Origin of the sequence: Aeromonas piscicola (genome assembly GCF_000820005.1) — a bacterium.
Classification (GTDB): domain Bacteria; phylum Pseudomonadota; class Gammaproteobacteria; order Enterobacterales; family Aeromonadaceae; genus Aeromonas; species Aeromonas piscicola.
This window is the reverse complement of the sequence record NZ_CDBL01000080.1, coordinates 66941-93369: the sequence shown is the minus strand read 5'-3', so window position 1 is coordinate 93369 and position 26429 is coordinate 66941. Positions and strand designations below refer to the sequence as shown.

27 protein-coding genes are annotated in these 26429 nt (G+C 60.4%); 20 read left to right on the top strand and 7 right to left on the bottom strand.

The features are described 5' to 3' along the window. Positions 1 to 17: 17 nt before the first annotated feature. From hemE to BN1128_RS21765, 6 genes are all read left to right on the top strand, one after another. The gene (gene hemE / locus BN1128_RS21790) at positions 18 to 1085 is read left to right on the top strand and encodes a uroporphyrinogen decarboxylase (RefSeq protein WP_042872755.1); all 1068 of its coding nucleotides are present in this window, start codon (positions 18 to 20) and stop codon (positions 1083 to 1085) included. A 204-nt stretch (positions 1086 to 1289) separates the two neighbouring features. After that, the gene (locus BN1128_RS21785) at positions 1290 to 2219 is read left to right on the top strand and encodes an ROK family protein (protein ID WP_042872752.1); all 930 of its coding nucleotides are present in this window, start codon (positions 1290 to 1292) and stop codon (positions 2217 to 2219) included. Between the two features lie 46 nt (positions 2220 to 2265). Continuing rightward, complete coding sequence (gene epd / locus BN1128_RS21780; RefSeq protein WP_042872750.1) at positions 2266 to 3276, top strand: erythrose-4-phosphate dehydrogenase; 1011 nt, start codon at positions 2266 to 2268, stop codon at positions 3274 to 3276. A gap of 61 nt (positions 3277 to 3337) precedes the next feature. Continuing rightward, a complete protein-coding gene (locus tag BN1128_RS21775; protein WP_005318809.1) occupies positions 3338 to 4501 on the top strand; it encodes a phosphoglycerate kinase in 1164 nt (387 codons plus the stop codon). 116 nt (positions 4502 to 4617) lie between these two features. Then, a complete protein-coding gene (fbaA, locus tag BN1128_RS21770; protein ID WP_042872748.1) occupies positions 4618 to 5697 on the top strand; it encodes a class II fructose-bisphosphate aldolase in 1080 nt (359 codons plus the stop codon). 286 nt (positions 5698 to 5983) lie between these two features. After that, positions 5984 to 7288 (top strand): NAD(P)/FAD-dependent oxidoreductase, encoded by a 1305-nt coding sequence (locus BN1128_RS21765; RefSeq protein WP_042872747.1) that lies wholly within the window; start codon positions 5984 to 5986, stop codon positions 7286 to 7288. A 56-nt stretch (positions 7289 to 7344) separates the two neighbouring features. Here the strand turns inward: BN1128_RS21765 and BN1128_RS21760 are convergent, their stop codons facing one another. From BN1128_RS21760 to cutA, 3 genes are all read right to left on the bottom strand, one after another. Next, positions 7345 to 7758 carry a hypothetical protein gene (locus tag BN1128_RS21760; RefSeq protein WP_042872744.1) on the bottom strand — a complete coding sequence of 138 codons (414 nt, stop codon included), beginning with the start codon at positions 7756 to 7758 and terminating at the stop codon, positions 7345 to 7347. A gap of 125 nt (positions 7759 to 7883) precedes the next feature. Next, positions 7884 to 9677 (bottom strand): protein-disulfide reductase DsbD, encoded by a 1794-nt coding sequence (locus tag BN1128_RS21755; RefSeq protein ID WP_042872743.1) that lies wholly within the window; start codon positions 9675 to 9677, stop codon positions 7884 to 7886. After that, complete coding sequence (gene cutA, locus BN1128_RS21750; RefSeq protein WP_042872740.1) at positions 9674 to 9991, bottom strand: divalent-cation tolerance protein CutA; 318 nt, start codon at positions 9989 to 9991, stop codon at positions 9674 to 9676. The genes BN1128_RS21755 and cutA overlap by 4 nt, the downstream gene beginning before the upstream one ends. A gap of 193 nt (positions 9992 to 10184) precedes the next feature. Between cutA and BN1128_RS21745 the strand changes: the two genes are divergently transcribed. Beyond that, the gene (locus tag BN1128_RS21745; RefSeq protein WP_042872738.1) at positions 10185 to 10526 is read left to right on the top strand and encodes a hypothetical protein; all 342 of its coding nucleotides are present in this window, start codon (positions 10185 to 10187) and stop codon (positions 10524 to 10526) included. A 95-nt stretch (positions 10527 to 10621) separates the two neighbouring features. On the opposite strand, the gene BN1128_RS21740 is transcribed toward BN1128_RS21745, so the two are convergent. Then, positions 10622 to 11059 (bottom strand): PACE efflux transporter, encoded by a 438-nt coding sequence (locus BN1128_RS21740; protein ID WP_042872736.1) that lies wholly within the window; start codon positions 11057 to 11059, stop codon positions 10622 to 10624. Positions 11060 to 11195: 136 nt separating this feature from the next. On the opposite strand from BN1128_RS21740, the gene BN1128_RS21735 reads away from it, so the two are divergent. Further along, positions 11196 to 12077, top strand: a complete 882-nt coding sequence (locus BN1128_RS21735; protein WP_042872733.1) for a LysR family transcriptional regulator — start codon at positions 11196 to 11198, stop codon at positions 12075 to 12077. Positions 12078 to 12083: 6 nt separating this feature from the next. Here BN1128_RS21735 and ygfZ read toward each other — a convergent pair whose 3' ends face one another. Further along, complete coding sequence (gene ygfZ / locus BN1128_RS21730; protein WP_042872731.1) at positions 12084 to 12995, bottom strand: tRNA-modifying protein YgfZ; 912 nt, start codon at positions 12993 to 12995, stop codon at positions 12084 to 12086. A 113-nt stretch (positions 12996 to 13108) separates the two neighbouring features. Between ygfZ and sdhE the strand changes: the two genes are divergently transcribed. Further along, positions 13109 to 13378: an FAD assembly factor SdhE gene (gene sdhE, locus BN1128_RS21725; RefSeq protein WP_042872728.1), complete on the top strand. Its 270-nt coding sequence runs from the start codon at positions 13109 to 13111 to the stop codon at positions 13376 to 13378. An 18-nt stretch (positions 13379 to 13396) separates the two neighbouring features. Continuing rightward, the gene (locus BN1128_RS21720) at positions 13397 to 13774 is read left to right on the top strand and encodes a protein YgfX (RefSeq protein WP_209428598.1); all 378 of its coding nucleotides are present in this window, start codon (positions 13397 to 13399) and stop codon (positions 13772 to 13774) included. 188 nt (positions 13775 to 13962) lie between these two features. On the opposite strand, the gene nadB is transcribed toward BN1128_RS21720, so the two are convergent. Further along, positions 13963 to 15570, bottom strand: a complete 1608-nt coding sequence (gene nadB, locus BN1128_RS21715) for an L-aspartate oxidase (RefSeq protein WP_042872724.1) — start codon at positions 15568 to 15570, stop codon at positions 13963 to 13965. A gap of 182 nt (positions 15571 to 15752) precedes the next feature. Here nadB and rpoE point away from each other — a divergent pair, with 182 nt between their 5' ends. The 10 genes from rpoE to pdxJ all read left to right on the top strand — a co-directional run bounded on the left by rpoE (position 15753) and on the right by pdxJ (position 24439). After that, a complete protein-coding gene (gene rpoE / locus BN1128_RS21710; protein WP_042033782.1) occupies positions 15753 to 16334 on the top strand; it encodes an RNA polymerase sigma factor RpoE in 582 nt (193 codons plus the stop codon). A 22-nt stretch (positions 16335 to 16356) separates the two neighbouring features. Next, complete coding sequence (locus tag BN1128_RS21705) at positions 16357 to 16950, top strand: RseA family anti-sigma factor (protein WP_042872721.1); 594 nt, start codon at positions 16357 to 16359, stop codon at positions 16948 to 16950. A gap of 21 nt (positions 16951 to 16971) precedes the next feature. Next, complete coding sequence (locus tag BN1128_RS21700) at positions 16972 to 17952, top strand: MucB/RseB C-terminal domain-containing protein (RefSeq protein WP_042872719.1); 981 nt, start codon at positions 16972 to 16974, stop codon at positions 17950 to 17952. Positions 17953 to 18045: 93 nt separating this feature from the next. Further along, positions 18046 to 18507 carry a SoxR reducing system RseC family protein gene (locus BN1128_RS21695; protein WP_042872716.1) on the top strand — a complete coding sequence of 154 codons (462 nt, stop codon included), beginning with the start codon at positions 18046 to 18048 and terminating at the stop codon, positions 18505 to 18507. A 118-nt stretch (positions 18508 to 18625) separates the two neighbouring features. Continuing rightward, positions 18626 to 20419, top strand: coding sequence for a translation elongation factor 4 (lepA, locus tag BN1128_RS21690; RefSeq protein ID WP_005318848.1), 1794 nt, complete (start codon positions 18626 to 18628; stop codon positions 20417 to 20419). 3 nt (positions 20420 to 20422) lie between these two features. Next, positions 20423 to 21346: a signal peptidase I gene (lepB, locus tag BN1128_RS21685; protein WP_042872713.1), complete on the top strand. Its 924-nt coding sequence runs from the start codon at positions 20423 to 20425 to the stop codon at positions 21344 to 21346. Next, a complete protein-coding gene (gene rnc, locus BN1128_RS21680) occupies positions 21347 to 22018 on the top strand; it encodes a ribonuclease III (RefSeq protein WP_042872711.1) in 672 nt (223 codons plus the stop codon). Then, positions 22015 to 22920: a GTPase Era gene (gene era, locus BN1128_RS21675; protein WP_042872708.1), complete on the top strand. Its 906-nt coding sequence runs from the start codon at positions 22015 to 22017 to the stop codon at positions 22918 to 22920. The genes rnc and era overlap by 4 nt, the downstream gene beginning before the upstream one ends. After that, entirely contained in the window at positions 22921 to 23628 is a 708-nt protein-coding gene (recO, locus tag BN1128_RS21670; RefSeq protein WP_042872706.1) for a DNA repair protein RecO, read from the top strand. Between the two features lie 73 nt (positions 23629 to 23701). Continuing rightward, entirely contained in the window at positions 23702 to 24439 is a 738-nt protein-coding gene (gene pdxJ, locus BN1128_RS21665; RefSeq protein ID WP_042872703.1) for a pyridoxine 5'-phosphate synthase, read from the top strand. Between the two features lie 85 nt (positions 24440 to 24524). Here pdxJ and BN1128_RS21660 read toward each other — a convergent pair whose 3' ends face one another. Then, complete coding sequence (locus tag BN1128_RS21660; protein ID WP_042872701.1) at positions 24525 to 26414, bottom strand: alpha-amylase family protein; 1890 nt, start codon at positions 26412 to 26414, stop codon at positions 24525 to 24527. Positions 26415 to 26429: the final 15 nt, after the last annotated feature.

The following is a 26429-nucleotide window of genomic DNA, read 5'->3' as shown; positions in this document are numbered from 1 at the left end:
TGAACTCAGGAACTGGGATGAAAGAGCTGAAGAACGATCGATACCTGCGTGCCCTGCTGCGTCAGGAAGTGGACATGACCCCGGTATGGATGATGCGCCAGGCTGGCCGTTATCTGCCGGAATACAAGGCGACCCGCGCCGTCGCGGGGGACTTCATGTCCTTGTGCCGCAACGCCGAGCTGGCCTGTGAAGTCACCCTGCAGCCGCTGCGCCGCTATCCGCTCGATGCCGCCATCCTCTTCTCCGACATCCTGACCGTGCCCGATGCCATGGGGCTGGGTCTCTACTTCGAACACGGCGAAGGCCCCCGCTTCGAGCGCCCCATCAAATCCATGGCCGACGTGCAGGCGCTGCCCATCCCGGATCCGGAAGACGAGCTGGGTTACGTGATGAACGCGGTGCGCACCATTCGCCGCGAGCTGAAGGGCGAGGTGCCGCTGATCGGCTTCTCCGGCAGCCCCTGGACTCTGGCCACCTACATGGTGGAGGGCGGCAGCTCCAAGGCGTTCACCAAGATCAAGCAGATGATGTATGCAGAGCCCATGACACTGCACCTGCTGCTCGACAAGCTGGCCGACAGCGTGATCGCCTATCTCAACGCCCAGATCAAGGCGGGTGCCCAGTCGGTCATGGTGTTCGACACCTGGGGCGGCGTGCTGACCCCACGGGATTACCGCGACTTCTCCCTGCAGTACATGCACAAGATCGTCGATGGCCTGATCCGTGAAAATGAGGGGCGCCGTGTGCCGGTCACCCTGTTCACCAAGAACGGCGGTCAGTGGCTGGAGCAGATCGCCGCCACGGGTTGCGATGCGCTGGGGCTGGACTGGACCATAGACATCGCGGATGCCAAGCGCCGGGTCGGTGACAAGGTGGCACTGCAGGGCAACATGGATCCCTCCATGCTCTACGCTGCGCCAGCGCGCATCCGCGAAGAGGTCGCCACCATACTGGCGGGCTTTGGCAGCGGTAACGGTCACGTTTTCAACCTGGGTCACGGCATCCATCAGGACGTGGATCCCGAGCACGCAGGCGTCTTCGTCAATGCGGTGCACGAGCTGTCGGCTCAGTACCACGGTCGCTGAGACCGGTAAAAAGCACAATGAGAGCGGGGCCTGCGGGCCCCGTTTTGTTATCCGGGCTGCCGTGGTTTGGGGCTGCATCCCGGCCCCGGCTCGGGTTACACTGCGCCACACTCGCGGGTAAATGAAGAGCAAGATGAGCGGTCGCAGCTGAGGCGGAAACGTAGCGTCCTCGCGGCAGAATCCTTGGTCATGGCAGGAGGCAAGATGAGCAAGAAGTCACTGGATTGGGGCATAGATCTCGGTGGTACCAAGTGTGAATGCGTGGTGCTCGATGGTGACGAGGTGCTGCTGCGCCATCGCATCCCCACCGAGCGCCAGGGCGGCTATCAGCACATGATCGGCCAGATTGCCAAACTGGTGGACGAGTGCGCCACCAGGCTGGGGCAGCGGCCGAGCGTGCTGGGCATGGGGACGCCGGGGGCGCGGGATCCCCAGACCGGGCTGATGAAGAACTGCAACACCACAGAGCTCAACGGCAAGCCGTTCAAGGAAGATCTGGAGCGCAAGCTGGGTGTGCCTGTGCTGATTGCCAACGACGCCAACTGCTTCGCCCTGGCGGAGACCCATCTCGGGGCGGTGCGTCAGCACCACCCGGATGCCAAGGTGGTGTTCGGCATCATAATGGGCACCGGGGTTGGCTCCGGCATCGTCATCAATGGCCAGATCCTCAACGGTCACCACGGTATCGCCGGGGAGTGGGGCCACAACGTGCTCTCCCCCGATGGGCCCGAGTGCTACTGCGGCAAGCGCGGCTGCGTCGAGACCTTCATCAGCGGCCCCGCGCTGGAAGCCTGGTATCAGGCCAAGGCCAAGCGTCATCTGTCGCTGGCCCAGATTACGGCGGCCAGCGCCCATGATCACGTGGCCAAGCTCACCATAGACAGACTGCACCTGTTGTTTGGTCAGGCGCTGGCCAACGTGGTCAACATTCTGGATCCGGATGTGATCGTCATCGGCGGCGGGGTCGGCAACGTGCAGAGTCTCTACAGCGCCGGGCGGCAGACAATTTTGCCCTTCCTCTTTAATCCCCGCTTCGCCACCCCCATTATTGCTCCAGCCCTGGGGGATAGCGCCGGGGTATTCGGGGCCGCACTGCTGGCCCGTGGCGTATTCCAGGATGCCCTGCTGTCGTGAGCCATCCATCTGCCCTCTTTGCCGTCGCTAAGGACACACTTTTTCCATGATCAAGATTGCCATCAATGGTTACGGGCGGATCGGCCGCAACGTGTTGCGCGCCCTCTATGAAAGCGGGCGCGATCAGAGCATCAAGATAGTTGCCATCAACGAACTGGCGGCGCCCGAAGCCATGGTGCACCTCACCCGTTTCGACACCAGCCACGGCCGCTTCCGGTATCCGGTGCAGCTGGCCGGCAGCAGCATGCTGGTGGGGGAGGATCTCATCTCCCTGTTCGCCGAGCGGGATCCCGCCAAGCTGCCATGGCGGGCGCTGGGGGTGGATGTGGTGCTGGACTGCACCGGGGTATTCGGCTCGCGGGCCGATGCCGAGCGCCACCTGGGAGCGGGGGCGGGCAAGGTATTGTTTTCCCATCCGGCGGATGCGGATGTAGATGCGACCATAGTCTACGGGGTGAACCATCAGGTGCTGACGGGAAGGGAGCGGATCGTCTCCAACGCCTCCTGTACCACCAACTGCGTGGTGCCCGTCATCGAAACATTGCATCGAGAATTCGAGATAAATTGTGGTACTATTACGACAATTCATTCGGCCATGCATGATCAGCAAGTCATCGATGCCTACCACAGCGACTTGCGTCGAACCCGTGCTGCCAGCCAGTCCATCATTCCGGTGGATACCAAGCTGGCAAAGGGGTTGGAGCGAATCCTCCCCCACTTCGCCGGCAAGTTTGAGGCGATCGCGGTACGGGTGCCGACCATCAACGTAACCGCAATGGATCTCAGTATTACTGTTCGTAAAAAAGTGACGGTTACTGACGTAAATCAAGCCCTGCAACGGGCGTCCAGAGGTACATTAAGCGGTATTCTGGATTACACGGAAGAGCCATTGGTCTCCGTAGACTTCAATCATGATGCACACTCCTGCATCATTGATGGTACCCAGACCCGGGTCAGCGATGCCAACCTCGTCAAGATGTTGATGTGGTGCGATAACGAATGGGGCTTCGCCAACCGTATGCTGGATACCACCCGGGCCATGATGGCCGCAGGCTGAGAGCCTGAACGGGCGCAAGGTTACTGTTTTTAACATTACCTGAAAATATAGAGGACTGAATATGTCTGTTATCAAGATGACCGACCTGGATCTGGCGGGTAAACGCGTTCTGATCCGTGCTGACCTGAACGTACCGGTAAAAGACGGCAAGGTCACTTCCGACGCACGTATCGTGGCGACGCTGCCGACCATCAAGCTGGCTCTGGAAAAGGGCGCCAAGCTGATGATCACCTCCCACCTGGGTCGCCCGACCGAGGGTGAATACAACGAAGAGTTCTCCCTGGCTCCGGTTGTCAACTATCTGAAAGACGCTCTGTCCTGCCCGGTCCGCCTGGCCAAGGATTACCTGGATGGCGTAGATGTTGCCGCCGGTGAGCTGGTTGTGCTGGAAAACTGCCGTTTCAACAAAGGCGAGAAGAAAAACACCGAAGAGCTGGCCAAAAAATACGCCGCCCTGTGTGACGTCTTTGTAATGGATGCATTCGGTACTGCTCACCGCGCCGAAGGTTCTACCTACGGTGTTGCTCAATTTGCCCCGATCGCCTGTGCAGGCCCCCTGCTGGCCGGTGAACTGGAAGCCCTGGGCAAAGCCATGCTCAAGCCCGAGCGTCCGATGGTTGCCATCGTGGGCGGCTCCAAGGTCTCCACCAAGCTGACCGTACTGGAATCCCTCTCCAAGATCGCTGACCAGCTGGTGGTCGGTGGTGGCATCGCCAACACCTTCATCGCAGCTGCCGGTCACAACGTCGGCAAGTCCCTGTGTGAACACGACCTGCTCGACACCGCCAAGAAACTGGCCGCCGAGACCAACATTCCGGTCACCACAGACGTGGTCGTGGGTACCGAGTTCTCCGAGTCCACTCCGGCCACCATCAAGTCCGTCTCTGACGTGACCGACGGCGACATGATCTTCGACATCGGCCCTGACTCTGCCAAGGCCCTGGCCGACATCATCATGAACGCCAAGACCATTCTGTGGAACGGCCCGGTCGGCGTGTTCGAGTTCGACCAGTTCTCCGCAGGCACCAAGGTGATCGCCGAAGCCATCGCTGCTTCTCCGGCCTTCTCCATCGCTGGCGGTGGTGACACCCTGGCCGCCATCGACAAGTTCGGCATCGCCGACAAAGTCTCCTACATCTCCACCGGCGGCGGCGCCTTCCTGGAGTTTGTAGAAGGCAAGGTACTGCCGGCTGTTGCGATGCTGGAACAGCGCGCCAAAGCCTAATTGACCCGAGACGGGGGGCAAAAGCCTCCCGTTTCGTTTATCATGTGGCCGCTGTGCCGGTTCATGATGAACCCCCCATTTTTTATTAACGGCATACGAGAACAGGACGATTAAACATGTCTAAGAAAATTTTCGACTTCGTAAAACCCGGCGTGATCACTGGTGATGACGTTCAGAAAGTATTCGCCATCGCCAAAGAGAACGGCTTCGCTCTGCCGGCCGTCAACTGCGTTGGTACCGACTCCGTTAACGCCGTGCTGGAAGCTGCCGCCAAGGTCAAAGCGCCGGTTATCGTTCAGTTCTCCAACGGTGGTGCCGTATTCACCGCCGGCAAGGGTCTGAAGCTGGAAGGCCAGAAAGCCGCCATCCTGGGTGCCATCTCCGGTGCCAAGCACGTTCACGCCGTTGCCGAAGCCTATGGCATCCCGGTTATCCTGCACACCGACCACGCTGCCAAGAAGCTGCTGCCGTGGATCGACGGTCTGCTGGAAGCGGGCGAGAAGCACTTTGCTGAAACCGGCAAGCCGCTGTTCTCCTCCCACATGCTGGATCTGTCCGAAGAGTCTCTGGAAGAGAACATCGACATCTGCTGCGAGTACCTGACCCGCATGGCCAAGATGAACATGACTCTGGAGCTGGAACTGGGTTGCACCGGTGGCGAAGAAGACGGTGTGGACAACAGCCACATGGACCAATCCGCCCTGTACACCCAGCCGGAAGACGTGGCTTATGCCTATGAGCGTCTGTCCAAGATCAGCCCGCGTTTCACCATCGCTGCCTCCTTCGGCAACGTGCACGGTGTTTACAAGCCGGGTAACGTCAAGCTGACCCCGTCCATCCTGGACGCTTCCCAGAAGTTCGTTTCCGAGAAGTTCGGTCTGCCTGCCAAGTCCCTGGACTTCGTGTTCCACGGTGGTTCAGGTTCCACTCTGGAAGAGATCCGCGAGTCCATCTCCTACGGCGTCGTGAAGATGAACATCGACACCGACACCCAGTGGGCTACTTGGGAAGGTCTGCTGCACTTCTACAAGACCAACGAAGCTTACCTGCAAGGTCAGCTGGGCAACCCGGAAGGCGCTGACAAGCCGAACAAGAAGTTCTACGATCCGCGCGTATGGCTGCGTGCCGGTCAGACTTCCATGATCGCCCGTCTGGAGAAAGCCTTCTCCGACTTGAACGCCATCAACGTACTGTAATTCGTTACCGTATTTTGATTGCTGCAAAGGCGCCCCTCGGGGCGCCTTTCGTGTTTGTGGGGGCCAGTATCAGACCCTGATCGCAGCAAAGATCCCTGCGGTATCCGGGGAAATGAGTCTGTCGATGGCCTGCCTCAAGCCACGAATGCAGCAAAAGGTGTCCTTTGGGACGCCTTTTGCATTTCTGTGATCCACGGAGGCTGGATTGGTGGCGGGGGGCTGGGTATTATCGATGACAGGTTGTTTATTTTAGTAAACGCATGGCTACCAAGGCAGGACGCTGAGTATGCAGGCAGGAAAGCACAACGGACATCAGGAACACGTGGCCTCCTATTACGCGGCCACCCGCAATGACAATCAGCAGTGGCCCGAGCTCAGCGGTGAGCTCAATGCCGACGTCTGCATCATAGGTGGCGGCTTCACCGGCCTCAACACCGCCATCAACCTGGCACAGGCGGGCTACAAGGTGGCCCTGCTGGAGGCCAATCGCATCGGCTGGGGGGCGTCCGGCCGCAACGGCGGCCAGCTCATTCGTGGCATAGGCCACGACACTGGCCAGTTTACCCGCTGGATCGGCGAGCAGGGGGCACGCGAGCTGGACCTGATGGGGCTGGAGGCGGTCCAGCTGGTGCGAGAGCGCATCGAACACTTCAACATCGACTGCGACCTCACCTGGGGCTACTGCGATCTTGCGACCCGTCAGCGTCATCTGGCCGGGTTTGAAGAGGAGGCGGCGCATCTGGCCAGCCTTGGCTATCAGCACGAGATCACGCTGGTGCCACGGGAGGAGATCCACTCAGTAGTGGGATCTGATCGCTATATTGGCGGCATGATCGACATGGGGTCGGGCCACTTGCATCCCCTCAACCTGGCGCTGGGCGAGGCGCGTGCCGCCGCCAGCCTGGGGGTTGCCCTGTTCGAGCAGTCCAGGGTGGCGCATATCGATTATGGCAAGCGGGTGCAGATCACCACGGCCCACGGACGGGTCTGCAGCGATTATCTGGTGATCGGCTGCAACGCCTATCTCAACGATCTCAATCCCGAACTGGGGGGTAGGGTGCTGCCGGCCGGCTCCTATATTCTCGCCACCGAAGTGCTGGAGAAGCGGCTGCGCCAGCGGCTACTGCCACAAAACATGGCGGTGTGCGATCAGAACGTGGCGCTCGACTACTATCGTCTCTCCGCCGACGGGCGCCTGCTGTTTGGCGGGGCCTGCAACTACTCTGGGCGCGATCCCAAGGACATAAAGGCGTTCATGCTGCCCAAGCTGCTGCGGGTCTTCCCTGAGCTGGCGGGCACCGCCATCGAGTTTCAGTGGGGGGGCATGATAGGGATAGGGGCCAACCGCCTGCCACAGATTGGCCGCTTGCAGGATCATCCCAACGTCTTCTATGCCCAGGCCTATTCCGGTCATGGCCTCAACGCTACGCACATGGCGGCCAAGCTGGTGGCCGAGGCGATCAAGGGGGAGAGCCGGGGGTTCGATCTGTTCAGTAGCGTGCCCCACATGACCTTCCCCGGTGGCCCGGCGCTGCGCTCGCCCCTGCTGGCGCTCGGGATGCTGTGGCACCGGATGAAGGATCTGCTGTAAGGAGAGAGAAAACCGTCGAAGAGGCGTTGCCTTGGCCGGGAGCTGTGGGTCGGCGTTTACTGAGGGGGCTCGGCCAGGCGCCAGCCCTGTTCGGTTTTTATCATCCAGACGTCGGCCTGCTGTGGCAGCACCTGGCCCGCTTCGAACTCGCCGTATTTGCGCTCCAGCTCCATCAGTCCCATCTCCTGCTGGAAGGGGCCGACCCTGTCATAGACCAGGTCCTCGTCGTGCTGCACCCGCAACTGATCCAGCCCTTTCTTGAAATGGAGCTGGTAGCTCACCTTGATCAGATAGACACCCTCCATGCGCTCCTCCTTGTCGATAAGGGTGAAGTCGCTGATCTCGAACAGATGGGTATCTGTCTCTGCCTGCAGTTTGGCGGTCACCTGGGACTGGATCGCCTCTTCACCGGGGCCTGCGTAACAGCCATATAGCCAGAGGGCCAGCAGGGGGATGAACCACTTTTTCATCAAAACTCCGGACGAACGAGACGGGAAAGGGCAAATTCTGCCACGGCGCCTGTCATATACAAGGGATTGCCAGAAAAATCAGCGGTTAACCGTTGGGCCCTGGCGTCAGACCGGGCCTGCCGCCTTCAACGCAACTTGTCGAGCTGACCCAAAAACTCGGCGGGGCCCATGAAGCCGGTCACCCGCTGGCCGCTCACCTCGTTGCCGGCACGGTCGAAGAAGATCAGGGTCGGCAGCCCCAGCACGTTGAGGCCGTTGAGCAGCTCCACATCGGCATCGTCGTTGGCGGTGACGTCCGCCTGCAACAATACCATCTGGCCGAAGCGCTCACGCACGGCGGGATCGCTGAAGGTCTTGTGCTCGAACTCCTTGCAGGCAACGCACCAGTCGGCATAGAGGTCCAGCAGCACCGGCTTGCCGCGGGCGGCGGCCAGCTGCATCTTGAGATCATCCAGCGTCTTGATGCGGATGAACTGGGGCGCCTGGACGTCGGCGTTGGCCTTGACGCCGGGTTCGGGCAGCAGCAGGTCCTTGCCCACCACCACGGCGCTGATCATCGCCAGCAGCAGCACGAAGCCGCGCAGGCTGCGGGCCACCGAGTGACTCTGATGCTGGTTGTGGTGATAGAGATAGCCGCACAGCACCAATCCCCAACCCAGCCAGGCCAGGGTGGCCGTCTGATCGCTCCACAGCCGTGACAGCAGCAGTATGGGCACCGCCAATAGCGCAAAACCAAAGAGTTGCTTGATCACGTCCATCCAGGCGCCGGCCCTGGGCAGCAGCTTGCCGCCCGAGGTGCCAAGCAGCAGCAGCGGCAGCCCCATCCCCAGCGACATGGCATAGAGGGCCGCGCCGCCGAGCCAGAGATCGCCGCTCTGGGCCACGTAGATGAGCGCGCCGGAGAGCGGGGCCGTGGTGCAGGGGGAGCAGACCAGGCCGGAGATCATCCCCATGATGCCGACCCCGAGCACTGAGCCGCCCTGCTGGCGGTTGGAGAGACCGGACAGCCGGGTTTGCAGGCTGCTCGGCAGTTGCAGGGTGTAGAGCCCGAACATGGAGAGCGCCAGCAGCACGAACATGACGGAGAGCCCGATCAGTACATAGGGGTGCTGCAGCGCCGCCTGGAATTTCAGGCCCGCTGACGCCACTACCAGCCCGAGCAGGGTATAGGTCACCGCCATTCCCTGCACATAGACGAAGGAGAGCAGGAAGGCACGACGGGTGGAAAGATGATGGCCCGCCCCGGCTATGATGCCGGTCAGTATGGGGTACATGGGGAAGACGCAGGGAGTGAAGGCGAGGCCGAGCCCCAGCGCAAAGAAGGCGGCTATGCTGAGCCAGAATCCCTGGCTGCCGAGGGCGGCGGCCAGCTGATCCTGCTGGCTGCTGGCCGTGGTGTCGGCGGCTGCATCCATGCTGGCCTGCGCGACATCGCCGGTGCTGGCCACCATGGGCTGCACCGCAATCTGCTTGTCGGTGGGCGGGTAGCAGAGGCCGTCGGTACAGCCCTGATAGCTGACGGTGAGGCTGGCCTGCTGGCCCGCCTCGGTCAGGGTGACGGGGATCTGCACCTCCCGGTAGTAGACCCGGGTCTTGCCGAAGAAGTCATCCTGATGCTCGTCACCTGCGGGCAAGACGGGTTCGCTGAAGGCGAGGTTCTCGCCCTTGAAGCGGAAGCTGTGGCGGTAGAGGTAGTAGTCATCGGCGATGCGCAGGGTCAGCAGCAACTGCTTGCCCTGCTGTTCACTCTCAAGCACGAAGGCGTCGTCGACTTTCAGAAACTTGGGTTGGGCGTTGGCCTCGATGCCGAGAGCACTCAGCAGACTGTCACTGCCGGCCTGAACCGGCGTCGCACTCAGGGTGGACAGCAGCAGGGCGGAGAGCACAAGCAGGGGGGAGAGCAGGCGAGACAGCGTCATGAGGTTTCCTGTGTTAACCAGTCGAGATAGGGCTGATGGCCCTGGCTTGTCGGGAGTGCCAGGATCTCCGGCACCTCATAGGGGTGATGGCTGAGAATGCATTGGCGCAAGGGTTCGAACAGGGAGGACCGCGACTTGATGATGAGCTGGATCTCCCGTGCCCGCTCGATCTTCCCCTGCCAGCGATAGACGGAGGTAAGACCGGGCAGTTGATTGATGCAGGCCGCCAGCCGCTGGTTCAGCAGTTGTTCGCTGATGAGGTCGGCACTGGCCTCATCCGGACAGGTGCATAGCACCAGAATGGCATCTGTCATGGTGAAATATCTCGTCCGTGCTGGGCGGCCAGGCGCCCGTAAACCAGTGGCTACTATACCTAGCGACGGGGCAAATAGCATCTGGCGGCCTTTATCGGCTCGACATGAAAATAAGTGGGGGGCATGAGATAGACGCTATCAAAGGGACAGGGCAGAATGAGCGGGCTTGTTCCCACTCGACGTAAGGAAATGTATGACCCAACAGAATGAGCAGCAGAGAAACCGTATGTTGAGCCTGTTGCGCGAAGGTGAGCGCCGTATGTTGGTACAACTGGCCGGTCTGCTGCGTACCAGTGCCGATGAAATCAATGCCGAACTGGAAAAAGAGGAGCTGCTGGCTGCCCTGGAGCAACCCGTCACGGTGGAGTATCTCAACGGCGTGGTGCAACACCATCTGTTCGAGCGTCTGCACAAGGGTGACATGGTGGCGGCCCAGCGCCTGCTGAATCAGTACCAGAGCGACCTTGAGGCCATGTTGACCCAGGAGTCGGCAGAGGCGGATGCCCCGACCGAAGAGCTGAAGGCGCAAGCCTGAACGCTGCGGCAGGCCCGACTGGCTTGCCTTCCTCCAGCACCATCATGCCAGTCGCATGATGGTGCCTCGTTATTCCTGCCCTGTTTTCCTGTCTCCTAACCCAGTGCGTTCTGCTGCACCTGACCCGGTATCGGGAACACCTTGTCATAGCTCCAGTTGTAGATGAAGGCGTAGACCAGGTAGAACAGCACGAAGCCCAGATCCAGCACCAGCGCCTCCAGCATGCTGATCTCGAGCCACCAGGCCATCACCGGCAGGGCGACAAACAGCAGGCCTCCTTCAAAGCCCATGGCATGCCATACCCGCTGCCACAGCGTCTTGTGGGTGTGACCCTGATACTTGAGCAGCAGTTTGTCCACGCCGATGTTGTAGACGTAGTTCCAGACGGTGGCGAGCACCGAGAAGAACAACGCCAGCGGCCCCATATGGTTGAGTCCTACGCCAGTGATCCAGCTTGCCAGGGGGGCGGCGATCAGCAGGCCAATCAGTTCGAAGCCAATGGCATGGCGCAGGCGGTCACGGGTATTACGCATGGTCTGTCTCTCTATCTATCTGTGTCTGAGTGTCTATGACGGCCAATTTATCGCGAATTTCTGATAGGTTCACGTTGGTATCTATCGCTAAAATAGATGGATTGGCGTGCGGCCAAGTCATGACAGGAGCAACCGGATGAACCCCTCGCTGGAACAACTCAAGGCGCTGCTGGCGGCGGCAGAGACCGGCTCCTTCTCGGCGGCGGCTCGCAAGCTGGGCAAGGCGCAGTCCGTGGTCAGCACCGCCATCGCCAACCTGGAGATAGATCTCGGTCTGGAGCTGTTTGATCGCTCGGCCCGCTATCCCGTGCTGACGGAGGCGGGCACCCGCATCCACCAGGAAGCCTGCATCTTGCTGGCCCAAAGCGAGCGATTGCAGGCGATCGCCGGGGAGCTGGCCGCAGGCATAGAGTCGCGACTCACCCTGGCCATCGACGATGATTCCCACCTGCCCTGGCTCGGCTCCCTGCTGGAGGAGTTCGCCACCCGTTACCCTGGCGTCGAACTGGAGCTGCTGTTTCCCCTGATGGAGGATGTGACCGAACTGCTCAAGAGCGGTCGGGCCCAGCTTGGCATCAGTTACCAGAAGGAGCAGCCGGAGCGGGAGATAGCCTCCCGTTCGCTGGGCTCCGTCGGTATGCCGCTGGTGGTCTCCCCCGATCATCCGCTGGCCCACAGGACGCCGCTGCGAGAGAGCGATCTGCAAGGAGCCCGTCAGCTGATGGTGACGGGGCGACGGGAGGGCACGGAGCGCCACCGCTTCCGCCTCTCGGCGCAGGTGTGGTGGGTGGAGGGAGATCTGGGCATTCTGGAGCTGGTCAAATTAGGGCTGGGGTGGGCGGCGATCCCCGATTTTCTGCTGCATCGGCCGCTGGCGCGGGGGGAGGTGGTGGTGCTCAACCCCGATTTCATCGCCAAGGCCGAACTGGAGCTGGAGTTGCAGTGGCATCGCGCCCGCCCGCTCGGGCAGGCGGGGCGCTGGCTTAAAGAAGCACTGCTGGCGCGGGTGCCTCGTTAGCTGACCTCACTCGGTCAGCGAGTAGGGCAGGGCTTGCAGAGCGAGGCTGGAGGCCTCCTCCTGCTTGAAACGAAAACGGGCATCGGTCTCTGTATCCTTGGGCAGCACGGCCGTGATCCACACCTGACCAGCCTGTTGCCAGACGTTGAGCACCATGCCGCTGCGCCGCCAGTTGTCACCGAGCTGGATCTCCAGGGCATCGCCACAGGCGACGGGCTCGCTGGCGGTGCCGGCCAGCACGAACAGGGCACGGTTGTTGGCACCGCGATACTTGGCGCGGGCGACTGTCTCCTGCCCCATGTAGCAGCCCTTGGTGAAGCTGATGCCATCCAGCGCCTGCAGGTTCAACATCTGGGGTATGTACTCCCCCTGATGCACGGCTTCCAGATGGGGGATGCCAGCCTTGATATCCAGTCCCCACCAGAGTGATTCGCTGCCGGCAGGCAGATCCAGCACCAGCGGCTGCTCGCTCACCAGCAGCCAGCGATCCGCTTCGACCCGTACCGCCATGCCGCCCTCGATGAGCCCGCTCTCGGTCAGGCCGAAGCGGGTGGCGATCCAGCCATCCGAACCCTGACCGGCCACGCCGACTGCCTGGCCATGATTCTCGCCTATCTCGACCTTGGCAAATACCGCAAACTTCTTGAGCTCGGGCAACTGACGCGCCAGCACGGAGGGCTTGGTCAGCAGCAGCAGTCGATCGTTCAGGCAGAGCAGACGGAAGTCGCTCCACAGCTTGCCCTTGGCATCGCAGTGGCCGCCCAGCGTGCTTTGGCCCGGTTGCAGGGCAGTGACGTCGCAGGTGACCTGGCCTTGCAGATACTTGACGCGATCCGCACCGGTCAGGCTGGTGATGGCGAGATCGGTCAGGGGGAAAAGGGTTGGCTCGGCAGGAAAAACAGGCGTTTGCAGGCTCACGATGGTATTCCAGAGACAGAAAGTATGTGACCTGCATGGTAAAGACGTAAGGAATGTTTGTCAGCCGGAAAATCCAGCTGTTACCATCCCCGGGTCTTTGTAAGGAGAGTTCCATGTTGAGCCCAATTGAAAAATCCCGCCTGAAGTGGGCCTGCCGTCGTGGCATGCTCGAGCTGGATGTGATCTTTATGCCGTTCTTTGAACACGAGTTCGACAGCCTGAACGATGAGCAGCAGCAGACCTTCATCCGTCTGCTGGAGAGCGATGACCCTGACCTGTTCAAGTGGTGCATGGGCCACGGCGTTCCGGCTGACCCCGCCTTTGCCGCCATGATCCCGCTGATCCTGGAGCGCAATCAGGCGCGCCACGACAGCTTGAGCTGATCCCTGATGCGGGTGGTCATGCCCGTCATGCCTTCCCGGCAGCAGCGCGTTCTGCTGCTGATCCTGTTTTTGCTGTTGTGGTGGCCGGTTGCCAGTCTGATCCATGGCTGGCAGTGGGCTCTGTGGTTGCCCTGCTGGCTGATAGGGGGCTGGCTGACCTGGCGCAGCACCCGTCGCAGTGCCGGTTTGCTGGCGTGGGATGGGCAGTGGCTGGAGTGGCAGGGTTATCGCTATCAGCTGGGGGCGCGCAGCCGCATCCTGCCAGGGGCACTCTGGTTGCAACTGGTGGCAAGGGATGGGCTCTATGCCCGTCTCTGGCTCTTCTCCGACGCGCTCGCGCCGGAGCATTACAGGGCGCTGGCCCGCGCCATCAAACTAACGCTACCCGCCCGTTAATCGTCCCGTCTGTTTCTCCCCTTCTCCCTCATAGCAAATGACCCCGCCGGGGCGAGGTCATCTGGGTGACGGCTAGCGGGTGATTACTCCCGCTCCGGGGTCAGCACCGTGGGTTTGGAGTCTGATTGCATGTCCGGTAGTCCGGGATGCAGGTTGCGTATCTCCCTTGGCTCATCACTGGTGCAGTATCAGTCCCGCTCCGGGGTCAGCACCGTCGGCTTGGAGTCTGGCTGCATATCCGGATAATCCACGTTGTAGTGCAGGCCGCGTGACTCCTTGCGCTGCAATGCGCAGTTGACGATGAGCTCGGCCACCTGCAGCAGGTTGCGCAGTTCCAGCAGGTTGTTGGAAACGCGGAAGTTGGCGTAGTACTCCTGCACTTCCTGTTTGAGCAGATCGATGCGGCGCTTGGCGCGGGCCAGGCGTTTGTTGGTACGCACTATCCCCACATAGTCCCACATCATCAGCCGCAGCTCGTGCCAGTTGTGCTGGATAACGACCTGTTCGTCCGAGTCGTCCACCTTGCTCTCATCCCAGGCGGGCAGATGGGGCGGTTCCACGCTCATGGGCAGCTTGGCCATGATGTCGGCTCCCGCCTGATGGGCATAGACCACGCACTCGAGCAGGGAGTTGGAGGCCATGCGGTTGGCGCCGTGCAGCCCCGTATAGGTCACTTCACCGATGGCATAGAGACCGGGTATGTCGGTCTGGCCGTTGTTGTCGATCATCACGCCGCCACAGGTGTAGTGGGCCGCCGGGACTATGGGCATCGGCTCCTTGGTGATGTCGATGCCGACCGCGAGGCAGCGCTCGTGGATGGTCGGGAAGTGCTTGATGATGAAGTCCGCTGGTTTGTGGCTGATGTCCAGATACATGCAGTCGGCACCGAGGCGTTTCATCTCGTGGTCGATGGCGCGGGCGACTATGTCCCGCGGGGCCAGCTCGGCCCGCTCGTCGAACTCCAGCATGAAGCGGCTGCCGTCGGGACGGCGCAGATAGGCGCCTTCCCCGCGCAGGGCTTCGGTCAGCAGGAAGTTGGGGTCATCGGGGTGGAACAGGCTGGTGGGGTGGAACTGGTTGAACTCCAGGTTCGCCACCCGGCAGCCGGCGCGCCATGCCATGGCAATGCCGTCACCCGAACTCACGTCCGGGTTGGAGGTGTACTGATACACCTTGGAGGCGCCGCCGGTGGCCAGCGCCACGAAGCGGGCGCGGATCACCTCGACCTGCTCGGCGTTGCGATTCCAGACGTAGGCGCCCAGCACCTTGTTGCCCGGCAGGTTGAGCTTGCGGGTGGTGATGAGGTCGACTGCGTTGAAGCGCTCCATCAGCTGGATATTGGGGTGGGAGCGCACCTGATCGATCAGGGTGAGCTGCACCGCCTTGCCGGTGGCATCGGCCGCGTGGAAGATGCGGCGATGGCTGTGGCCCCCTTCGCGGGTCAGGTGATAGTGGGACTCGCCCTCGGCGTCCTCCTCCTGATCGAAGGGCACCCCCTGCTGGATCAGCCACTGGATGGATTCGCGGGCGTTGCGGGCGGTGAACTCCACCACTGCCGGGTCACACAACCCGGCACCGGCGTTGAGCGTGTCGCTCACGTGGGATTCGATGCTGTCGGTTTCGTCGAAAACGGCAGCGATGCCTCCTTGCGCATAGAGAGTGGCCCCCTCACTGATGGGCCCCTTGCTCAGAACCAGGACTTTGGCCTGGTCTGCCAACCGCAACGCGAGGGACAGACCAGCGGCACCGCTGCCAATGATCAGTACATCGCAAAGGTATTCAACACTTGCTTTCATAAGTATCATTGGCCTGGATTAAGAACTGGCACCATGGTAGCCCAAGCGAGGGCGGTGATGCAGCCTGCGTCACATTTTTTTCAATGTAACCGAACTTTCCCTGATTCCTCCTGTCTGAACTTGTGCGCTTAGGAAGGGCCGGAAAAGAAAAACGATAACCTGATGGGGGTTTTACGGCTCTGATGAGCGACCAGAATCTACTGGACGAACAGCTGGTTGAACGGGTCCAGCGTGGCGATAAAAATGCATTCAACCTGTTGGTAAAAAAATACCAGCATAAAGTGGTCAACCTGGTTGCCAGGTATGTCAACAATCCGGGCGATGTGCCGGATGTAGCGCAGGAGGCATTTATCAAAGCCTACCGGGCGTTGCCGACATTCCGTGGCGAGAGCGCGTTTTACACCTGGTTGTACCGAATCGCCGTGAATACGGCCAAAAATTATCTGACCTCTCAGGGGCGCAGGCCGCCCAGCAGTGATGTAGAGGCGGACGAGGCAGAATACTATGGTGGTGGCGAAGCCTTGCAAGAGGTCGCAACACCGGAAAACCTGGCGCTGACCGACGAGATCAAGCGCACCGTGTTTTCCGCCATAGAAGCTTTGCCTGAAGACTTGAGGACAGCCATCACCCTTCGTGAACTGGAAGGGCTGAGCTATGAAGAGATTGCCGAAATCATGGATTGCCCTGTGGGTACGGTGAGATCCCGTATTTTCCGGGCGAGGGAAGCAATCGATAAAAAGCTGAAACCTCTGATCGAGAATTAACTGGGGAAAGACAGGTTAACTTATGGCAACTAAAGAGCAACTCTCGGCCCTGATGGATGGTGACTTGAGCGATGTTGAGGTTCTGAGCGAGCTGGGAATGGATCCGGCGCAGCAAGATACCTGGTCTCGTTACCACTTGATCGGTGATGCCATGCGGGGGGACCTGCCGGTCAATCTGCAGCTGGATCTCAGTGACAGCATAATGGCTGCGCTGGAAGATGAGCCCACCATACTGGCGCCCAAGCCGGTGGAGAGCAAGCCAGCTGCGCCGCAGGTTCATACCGGTGCCAAGGTGGTTCCGCTGTTTCGTCGGGTCGGTCAACAGGTGGGGCAATACGCCATCGCCGCGTCGGTCGCCGCCGCCGTCATCTTCGGGGTGCAGCAGTATCAGGGTCATGACGGCATACCGACCAACCCTGTGCTCAACACCATTCCTGTCGGTGGCAGTGCCTCGCCGGTGAGCGTGCACTACCCGCAGGATGGCAACCGGGCGACCGCCCGCCAGCAAGGGTTGAGTGAGCAACAGATGCAGGAGCAGCGTGAGCGCATCAATGCCTTCCTGCGTGACCATCAGTTGCAACAGCGTCTGCTGCAAGACAAGCAGATTCAGGAATAACGCATTTTTAGGGATCAGATCGTGCGCCAGTCCAGCCGTATTTTGCTGGCCTCTCTCCTGCTGATTTGTGCCAAGGCCTCGGCCGACGATAAGTCGGCCGAGGCCTTGTTGCAGCAGATGCAGAGTGCCGTCTCGCAACAGAATTTCGAATTATCCATGGTCAAGGCCCGTCAGGGGCGCCTCGAACCCATACGTTTCAGTCATGGGGTGATCGATGGCAAGGAGGTGGCTCACCTGAGTTACCTGGACGGCAAGACCATAGAGTACCTGCAGCGTCAGGACGAGTTCACCTTCTTCGAAAATACCCACGAACCCTACACCCTCAAGGGCGCCCGCTTCCCCGGTGTCTGGGCCACTCTGGTGAAGATGCCGCTGCCCCGGGTGCTGGAAAGCTATGACCCCGTGCTGGCCGGCCGCAGCCGGGTCGCCGGTCTGGTGGCGCAGGTAGTCAGGCTGGTGCCCAAAGAGGCGGACAAGTATGGCTTCGTGCTCTGGGTCGATGAGCAGAGCCAGCTGTTGTTGCGGGTGGACATGGTGGATCGGGAAGGCAACCTGGTTGAGCAGGTGCTGGGCGTGGATCTGGACAGGCAGAGCGCCCCCGCGCCCTGGCTGGTGAAGCTGGCGGGCAGCAAGCTGCCCCAGGCGCTGGCGCTGGAGGATGCCTACCCGGCGCCGCAGCAGACGCTGAACTGGCATCTCACCTGGTTGCCTGATGGTTTCAAGGTATTGTCTCAGGACCGGCACCAGCTGGTGACCACCAGCTTGCCGGTGGATTACATGATGCTCTCTGATGGTCTGGTGGATCTCTCCGTCTATGTGGCCAGGGTCGATCCCAAGCAGGCGGTGCGCCAGCAGTTGATCCGCCAGGGGGCGACCTCGCTGGTGAGCTACGTCAACGACGTGGGGGTCGAGATTACGGTCGTGGGCGAAGTGCCGGCCGAAACGGCGAAACGCATCGCCGAGTCGGTGCAGCCTCTGGCCCGCAATGAGACTGTGCAGTAGTCGTATTTGCACTCCCGCTTGCTCAAGCGGGGCAGTCATGTTCAGATTGGGTCAATCTGTCCCTCGTTATTGTGGAAACGTCTTGTGAGTGAAATGAGCGAAGAGCTGGCGACCGTAGTGGCCATTGATGGGCAACATGCCTGGGTGGAGTGCGAACGGCGCTCCGCCTGCAGCGGTTGTCATCAACAGTCCAACTGCGGTACCGGTACGGTTGCCAAGGCGTTTCCGATGAAGCAGCAACGGCTGCGGGTTGCCCTTACCGCAGAGGTGAGCGTCGGTCAGCAAGTGAGGCTCGGCATTCCCCAGGCGAGCATACTGCGGGGCGCAGCACTGGTATATGTGTTGCCGCTGTTCTGTCTGCTGGCTGGCGCCCTGCTTGGTCAGCTCTGGTTGGCACCCTTGTTGGCGGGCGGTGAGGGGATCACCATCCTCAGCTGCCTGCTGGGTGGCCTCATCGGATTTTCACTGGTTCGTTACTTTTCCACTCGACTCGATCAGGGGGCATATGGCCCTCGCATGCTGGGCGTGGTACTCCACACCCGCAACCTCTCCTGACTGTGCAGGCCTGTATTTCTGGTGCTCCGTCGACTAAAGATTGGCCGTCGACCGGGTTATCCAGTAAAATCCTGCCTCCATATCCGGCCCTAACCTAATTTTGAGTGATTCTTGCTCGATGAAACACATTCGTAACTTTTCGATTATTGCGCACATCGACCACGGTAAATCGACCCTGTCGGACCGTCTGATCCAGACTTGCGGTGGCCTGTCCTCCCGCGAGATGCAGGCTCAGGTGCTTGACTCCATGGACCTGGAGCGCGAGCGCGGCATTACCATCAAAGCACAGAGTGTGACCCTGAACTACCAGGCACAAGACGGTAACACCTACCAGCTGAACTTTATCGACACCCCAGGCCACGTAGATTTCTCCTACGAAGTCTCCCGCTCATTGGCGGCCTGTGAAGGGGCGCTGCTGGTGGTAGATGCCGGCCAGGGGGTTGAGGCACAGACTCTGGCCAACTGCTACACCGCCATGGAAATGGAGCTGGAAGTGGTGCCGGTGCTGAACAAGATCGATCTGCCGGCCGCAGAGCCCGAGCGGGTTGCCGAGGAGATCGAAGACATCGTCGGCATCGACGCCATCGATGCTGTCCGTTGCTCCGCCAAGACCGGCCTGGGCGTTGACCTTGTGCTGGAAGAGATAGTGGCTCGCATCCCGGCGCCGGTCGGTGATCCTGATGCACCGCTGCAAGCGCTGATCATCGACTCCTGGTTTGACTCCTATCTGGGCGTCGTCTCTCTGGTGCGGATCAAGAACGGCTCCCTCAAGAAAAACGACAAGATCAAGGTGATGAGCACCGGTCAGGTGTGGGGTGTCGATCGTATCGGTATCTTCACGCCCAAGCAGGTGGATACTCAGGGCCTGGGTTGTGGCGAGGTAGGTTGGGTCGTCTGCGGCATCAAGGACATCCACGGCGCCCCTGTCGGCGATACCCTGACTCAGGCCAAGAACGGCGCCGAAAAAGCGCTGGCGGGTTTCAAGAAGGTGAAGCCACAGGTGTATGCGGGGCTGTTCCCCATCTCTAGCGATGACTATGAGTCGTTCCGTGATGCCCTCGACAAACTGTCCCTGAACGATGCCTCCCTGTTCTTCGAACCTGAGAGTTCCACCGCGCTGGGCTTCGGTTTCCGTTGCGGCTTCCTCGGCATGCTGCACATGGAGATCATCCAGGAGCGTCTGGAGCGGGAATACGATCTGGATCTCATCACCACGGCGCCGACCGTGGTCTATGAGATTGAGCTCAATGATGGCTCAACCATTCATATCGACAGCCCGTCAGCCATGCCTCCGGTCAACAATATCAAGGAGATGCGTGAGCCTATCGCTGAGTGCAACATTCTGTTGCCGCAGGAGTACATGGGCAACGTCATCACCCTCTGCATCGAGAAGCGTGGCGTGCAGACCAACATGGTCTATCACGGCAACCAGGTCGCACTGACCTATGAAATCCCGATGGCGGAAGTGGTGCTCGATTTCTTCGACCGTCTGAAATCTACCAGTCGTGGTTACGCCTCGCTGGATTACGGCTTCAAGCGCTTTGAAACCTCCGAGATGGTCCGTCTGGATATCATGATCAACGGTGAGCGTGTCGATGCGCTGGCCATCATCACCCACAAGGAGAACGCCCAGTATCGCGGTCGCCAGGTGGTGGAGAAGATGCGTGAGCTGATCCCGCGCCAGATGTTTGATATCGCCATTCAGGCATCCATTGGCAACCAGATCATCGCCCGCAGCACCGTCAAGGCGCTGCGTAAAGACGTGACTGCCAAGTGTTATGGCGGTGACGTGAGCCGGAAGAAAAAGCTGCTGAACAAGCAGAAAGAAGGCAAGAAGCGGATGAAGTCCCTGGGCCGTGTCGACGTGCCGCAGGAAGCCTTCCTCGCAATTCTCCATGTAGGAAAGGATTAATCGATGGCAAGCACGTTTTCCCTGATCCTGGTGGTGGTCTGCGTGATCACCGGTATTATCTGGTGTCTGGACAAGATGATCTGGTCCAAGCAGCGGGCCGCCAAGATTGCCGTGGCCCGTGCCCATGGCGGCGCCCATCTGGATGAGAAAACCTTGGCCAAGGTTGCCCCCATGCCGGTCTGGATCGAACAGACCGCAGGTGTGTTTCCGGTCATTACCCTGGTGCTGATACTGCGCTCCTTCCTGTTTGAGCCGTTCCAGATCCCGTCTGGCTCCATGATGCCCACCCTGCTGGTGGGCGACTTCATCCTGGTGCAGAAGTTTGCCTATGGCCTCAAGGATCCGGTGACCAACACCAAGTTCCTCGAGACTGGCGAACCCAAGCGCGGCGATGTGGTGGTGTTCAAGTATCCGCTGGATACCCGGGTGGACTACATCAAGCGGGTGGTCGGCATGCCGGGGGATCGGGTCATCTATCGCAACAAGGAGCTGATGATCCGGCCCAAGTGCGAGGAGCAGGAAGGGAAAACGTGCCCGGGCTTCCAGAAGCTCGACGTCAAGTTTGAACAAAGGGGTGAATTTACCCAGATGGGGATCCCGCTTGACCGCTATACCGAGCAGCTGGGTGAGGTGTCTCACGAGACCCTGCGCAACCCGCTGATGCCCGATATGGTCGGCCGTTACTATCGCCAGCCCGGCACCTACCCCGACGAGTGGGTGGTGCCGGAAGGTCAGTACTTCGTGATGGGTGATAACCGTGACAACAGTACCGACAGTCGTTTCTGGGGCTTTGTGCCCGAGCAGAATCTGGTGGGCAAGGCGGTCGCTATCTGGATAAGTTTTGAATTTGAGCGTGAAGAAGGCTCCCTGCTGCCAAGCTGGGTACCGACAGGTGTGCGCTTCAACCGCATTGGCGGAATCAAGTAAATGAATATCAAAATGAACAGACTGCAGTCCCGTCTCGGGCATGTCTTTCGCGATCAGGAATTGTTGACCCGGGCGCTGACTCACCGTAGCGCCGGTTCCCGTCACAATGAGCGACTGGAATTTTTGGGAGACTCCATTTTGAGTCTGGTGATTGCCGATGCTCTGTTCCACCGCTTCCCGCAAGCGGCGGAAGGGGATCTCAGCCGGATGCGCGCCACCTTGGTGCGCGAGAAGACCCTGGCCGAACTGGGCCGGGAGTTTGACCTAGGGGATCACCTGATCCTCGGGCCCGGCGAACTCAAGAGCGGCGGTTTCCGCCGTGAATCCATTCTGGCCGACACGGTCGAGGCGGTGATCGGCGCCGTCTATCTGGATACTGATCTTGAGGCGGTGCGGGTGCTGCTGCTGAACTGGTATGCCAGTCGTCTGGACGAAATCAAGCCAGGCATAGAGCAGAAGGATCCCAAAACCCGCCTGCAAGAAATTTTGCAGGGAAGCCGCAAATCCCTGCCGACCTACACGGTGACCAACGTCAAGGGCGAGGCCCACAACCAGGAATTCACCGTCCAGTGCGACGTGGAAGGCCTGGATGGTCCGCTGGTCGGGGTCGGTACCAGTCGTCGCAAGGCCGAACAGGCGGCGGCGCAGCAAGCATTGGAAAGACTGTCATGACAGATACAGATACCACCTATTGCGGCTTTGTCGCCATCGTGGGCCGCCCCAACGTGGGCAAGTCCACCCTGCTCAACAAGCTGCTCGGCCAGAAGGTCAGCATCACCTCGAAGAAACCCCAGACTACCCGTCACCGGATTTTGGGGATCGACACCGAGGAGAACTACCAGACCATCTATGTGGATACCCCGGGTCTGCACATCGAAGAGAAGCGGGCCATCAACCGCCTGATGAACCGTGCCGCCACCAGTTCGCTGGGGGATGTGGCCATGGTGGTGTTCGTGGTCGACGGCACTCACTGGACCAAGGATGACGAGATGGTGCTCGGCAAGTTGCGCCATCTGCCTTGTCCCGTGGTGCTGGCGGTCAACAAGATCGACAACGTCAAGGACAAGGAAGACCTGTTGCCCCATCTGGAGTGGCTGGGCCAGCAGATGAAGTTCTCCCATATCCTGCCCATCAGTGCCGAGAAGGGCACCAACGTGGAGAAGATCCGCGAGTGGTCCAAGGATCTGCTGCCAGAGAACAACTTCTTCTTCCCGGAAGACTACGTGACCGACCGCTCTTCCCGCTTCATGGCCTCCGAGATCATCCGCGAGAAGCTGATGCGTTTCACCGGTGAGGAGCTGCCTTACTCTGTGACCGTGGAGATAGAGCGCTTCAAGGTGGAAGAGAGCGGCATCTATCACATCAACGCCCTGATCCTGGTGGAGCGCGATGGCCAGAAGAAGATGGTCATCGGCAACAAGGGCGAGAAGATCAAGACCATAGGCACAGAGGCGCGCATCGACATGGAGCGCCTGTTCCAGAACAAGGTGTTCCTTGAGCTGTGGGTCAAGGTCAAGGCAGGCTGGGCCGACGACGAGCGCGCCCTGCGCAGTCTCGGCTATGGCGATGACTGATTGCTGAGCCCGGCTTTCGTCATCCACAGTCGGCCCTATCGGGAGACCAGTCAGCTGGTCGAGGTGTTTACCCAGGATAGTGGCCGATTTACCCTGGTGGCTCGCGGTTCTCGCGGGCCACGCTCCCCTCTGAAGGGGCTGCTTCAACCTTTTTCCCTGCTCACCATCAGCTGGCGCGGCAAGGGGGATCTCAAGAATCTCGCCCAGGTCGAATGTCCGGATCACTCCTTGCGACTCGGTGGCGATCGCCTCTTCTACGGCCTCTACCTCAACGAGCTGGTCTACTACCTGCTGGAAGCCCACACCCCCTTTCCCGAGGTGTTTGACGCCTATGCCCGTGCCCTGATGGCGCTGGCGGATGGCGAGACGCCTGAGCTGCCGTTGCGCCGCTTCGAGTTCCTCTTGCTGCAGGCGCTCGGCTATGCGGTGGACTTCGAATACGCCGCCGACGACGAGTCCGCGATCCAGCCCGAGCTGCTCTACGGCTTCGAGCGCGAATTGGGCTTTGTCGCTTGCGAGCGGGCGCCGGATCCCCGTACCCTGTTTCTCGGTGCCCACCTGCTGGCCTTCGCCGAGGGGCGATTCGATACGCCTCCCTTGCTGCAGGCGGCCAAGCGTTTCAGCCGGCTGGCGCTGCAGCCCTATCTGGGAAAACGCCAGTTAAAGAGCCGGGAGCTGTTCTTGAAGCGCAAAGCCAGCACACAGTGACATATGGATATCCGCGCTGGCGCCAAGGCGGCAGCCGCACAGTTAACAGATGAAGTGTTTCAAGGAGTCATCAATGAGCGAAATCTATCTGGGTGTGAACATCGATCATATCGCCACCCTGCGCAATGCCCGTGGCACTCAGTATCCTGATCCTGTGCAGGCCGCCTTCGTGGCCGAGCAGGCCGGTGCCGACGGCATTACCATCCACCTGCGGGAAGACCGCCGCCACATCACTGACCGTGATGTCGAGGTGCTGCGCCAGACCATACAGACCAGGATGAACCTGGAGATGGCGGTGACCGAGGAGATGATCGGCATCGCCTGTCGCATCAAGCCCCACTTCGTCTGCCTGGTGCCGGAGAAGCGCACCGAGGTGACCACAGAGGGTGGTCTGGACGTGGCCGGTCAGCTTGACAAAATTACGGATGCGGTCACGCGTCTCTCGGCCATCGGCGCCCAGGTGTCGCTGTTTATCGATGCCGATCCGCACCAGATCGATGCGGCCGCCGAGAGTGGCGCCCCCTTCATCGAGATCCACACCGGCCGTTACGCCGATGCCAGCACGGATGCCGAGCGCAACGCCGAGTTCAAGCGCATCGCCGCCGGCGCCTCCTATGCCGCCGGCAAGGGGCTCAAGGTCAATGCCGGTCACGGCCTGCACTACCACAACGTCAAGGCCATCGCCGCCATCCCCGAGCTCTATGAGCTCAACATTGGCCACGCTATCATAGGCCGCGCCGCCTTCGACGGCCTGACCAAGGCGGTCAGCGACATGCGCCTGCTGATGCAGGAAGCCCGTCAGGGGATCTGACAGACCTGGGTTGATGAGAGATGAAAAAGGGACGCCGCGGCGTCCCTTTTGTATGGCATCAGCCACCGGCTGATTGGATCCATGCTTATTTGATGGGCGTCAGCTCCAGGGTGATGAGCTCCAGTGGCGCCAGCTTGATGACCATCCCATCGCTGATTGACGTCGGCACGGTTTTGTTGTCGCCATATAGTGGCTTGATATTAAAGCCTTTCGCCTCTGTGGTTGGCACTTCAAGCTGGCGAGTCGGTTCCAGGAAGAACTGTTGAGGCTGGTTCGAAGGATTGCGCAGGGTAATGAAAGACTTTGCTGGGCTCCACGCCGCCCAGCCATAGACGGCCAGCAGGGTGGGGTCGCCGCCAATCCAGTGGCTGTCAAACAGCACGGCCTGGTTCTGCTGCGACCAGAGCGCAGCCTTGGCCAGAAGATCCCAGTTCTCGCCGCTCAGCAGCTCCGGGGTGATATAGAGCTCCTGCAGCTGGGTGCCGGTGGCAAAGTAGCTCCAGGCCTGATCGGCAAAATCTTGTGGCGACTGCTGATCCAGATGTTTGGCCTGCTTGGCATAGACAAGCCCGTGCAGCATCAGGGAGTTGAGCGGGAACAGCGGGCCTTGCTTGACGATGGAGCGGTAGGTCTCCGCATCCCGGTAGGTGATCCACTGCTGGACCCTGGAGCCGGGGCCATAGAAGTTGATGTCATCACCACCGCGCCAGATGGAGTCGGCGAAGAAGAGCCAGGAGGGGGAGGACGTGGTGCCCGTGGTCAGGTTGATGAAGACCTCCTTGTTGGCGGCGCGGGCATCCGAGATCAGGTGGATGGCGGCATCGAAGTCGCTGGTGAACTGGCTGCCCTTGATCTGCTTGTTGGCGTTGCCTGTGCCATCGAACTTGAAGTGGGTGACACCCTGATCCTGGATGAGCGACATCACCTTCTGATGGAAATTTTTGTAGTAGACGGGGCCCGAGAGGGCGAACTTGCCATCGCTCAGCTCGTAGCCGAATTCGGCGGCATGGGAGACCCGTTCATCCCTCGGCTTGTTGTAGCCACCCCAGGGAGAGAACCAGATGCCGAGCTGGGCGTGATACTGCTCGGCCGCGGTTTTGAGCTTGCGAAAGCCGTCCGGGAAGTCCTTGCTGAAGCCCCAGTTGCCCTTGCGATCGTCCCAGCCATCGTCGAACAGGAAGCCGCTCATGGTCACGCCGCGCCGGGTGACCAGCGCCTCGCCAAACTGCTTGATGCGGGTCAGGGCGTCGGCTTCGGTGTAGGGGTTGAAGAAGCCGATGTCGAGCCAGGAGTTGTAGTGCAGATAGGGGGCGTAGGGTCTGTCGCGGGCGTCGTTGATGAACTCGTTGAAGTCACGTCTGAGCTGACCCTCGTCGAAGGTGCCGACATAGGTGCGATAGGTGAGCGGCTTGCCCTGCTCCAGCGGCAGCGTGAGCGGGATCAGCTGGCTGACGCCCCCCTCGTAGGCGCGGGTGTTGACCAGCGGATTCTGCGGCGTGATGAAGAAGCTGTCGCTGACGATGGGCGAGCTGTTGATGGCGCCGTAGACAAAGGGTGCCTGGGAGTGGAACGGCAGCATGGAGAAGCCGTTGATCCGCTTGCCATTCTTGAGGGTGTCTAGGGAGAAGTCGATGCTGGCGTAGCGCTTGTCTTTGGCCAGCCGGATCTCGCTCTTGATCAGGAAGTCGGCGTTGCTCAGTGCGATGTCAATGTGGTCCTGCTCTTTGGCAAACGCATCTACAGTGAAGTCGGCCGACGAGGTCAGCCTGTCATCCAGCCCCTTGATATCGAACAGGGTATTCGAGCGGATGACATCCCCGTTCGCCCTGTTGGTGAAGGTGATCTCCTGGAATTTTCCGGCATCCGTTTTGACGCTGATCTGGTACTGGTTGCCCTGCAGCGACATCACCTCGGCCCGGGCGAGGGCGGGCAGGGTCAGCAGGACCAGCAGCGTCATGGCGGTACGTGCGTTCATATTTATCTCCGTATA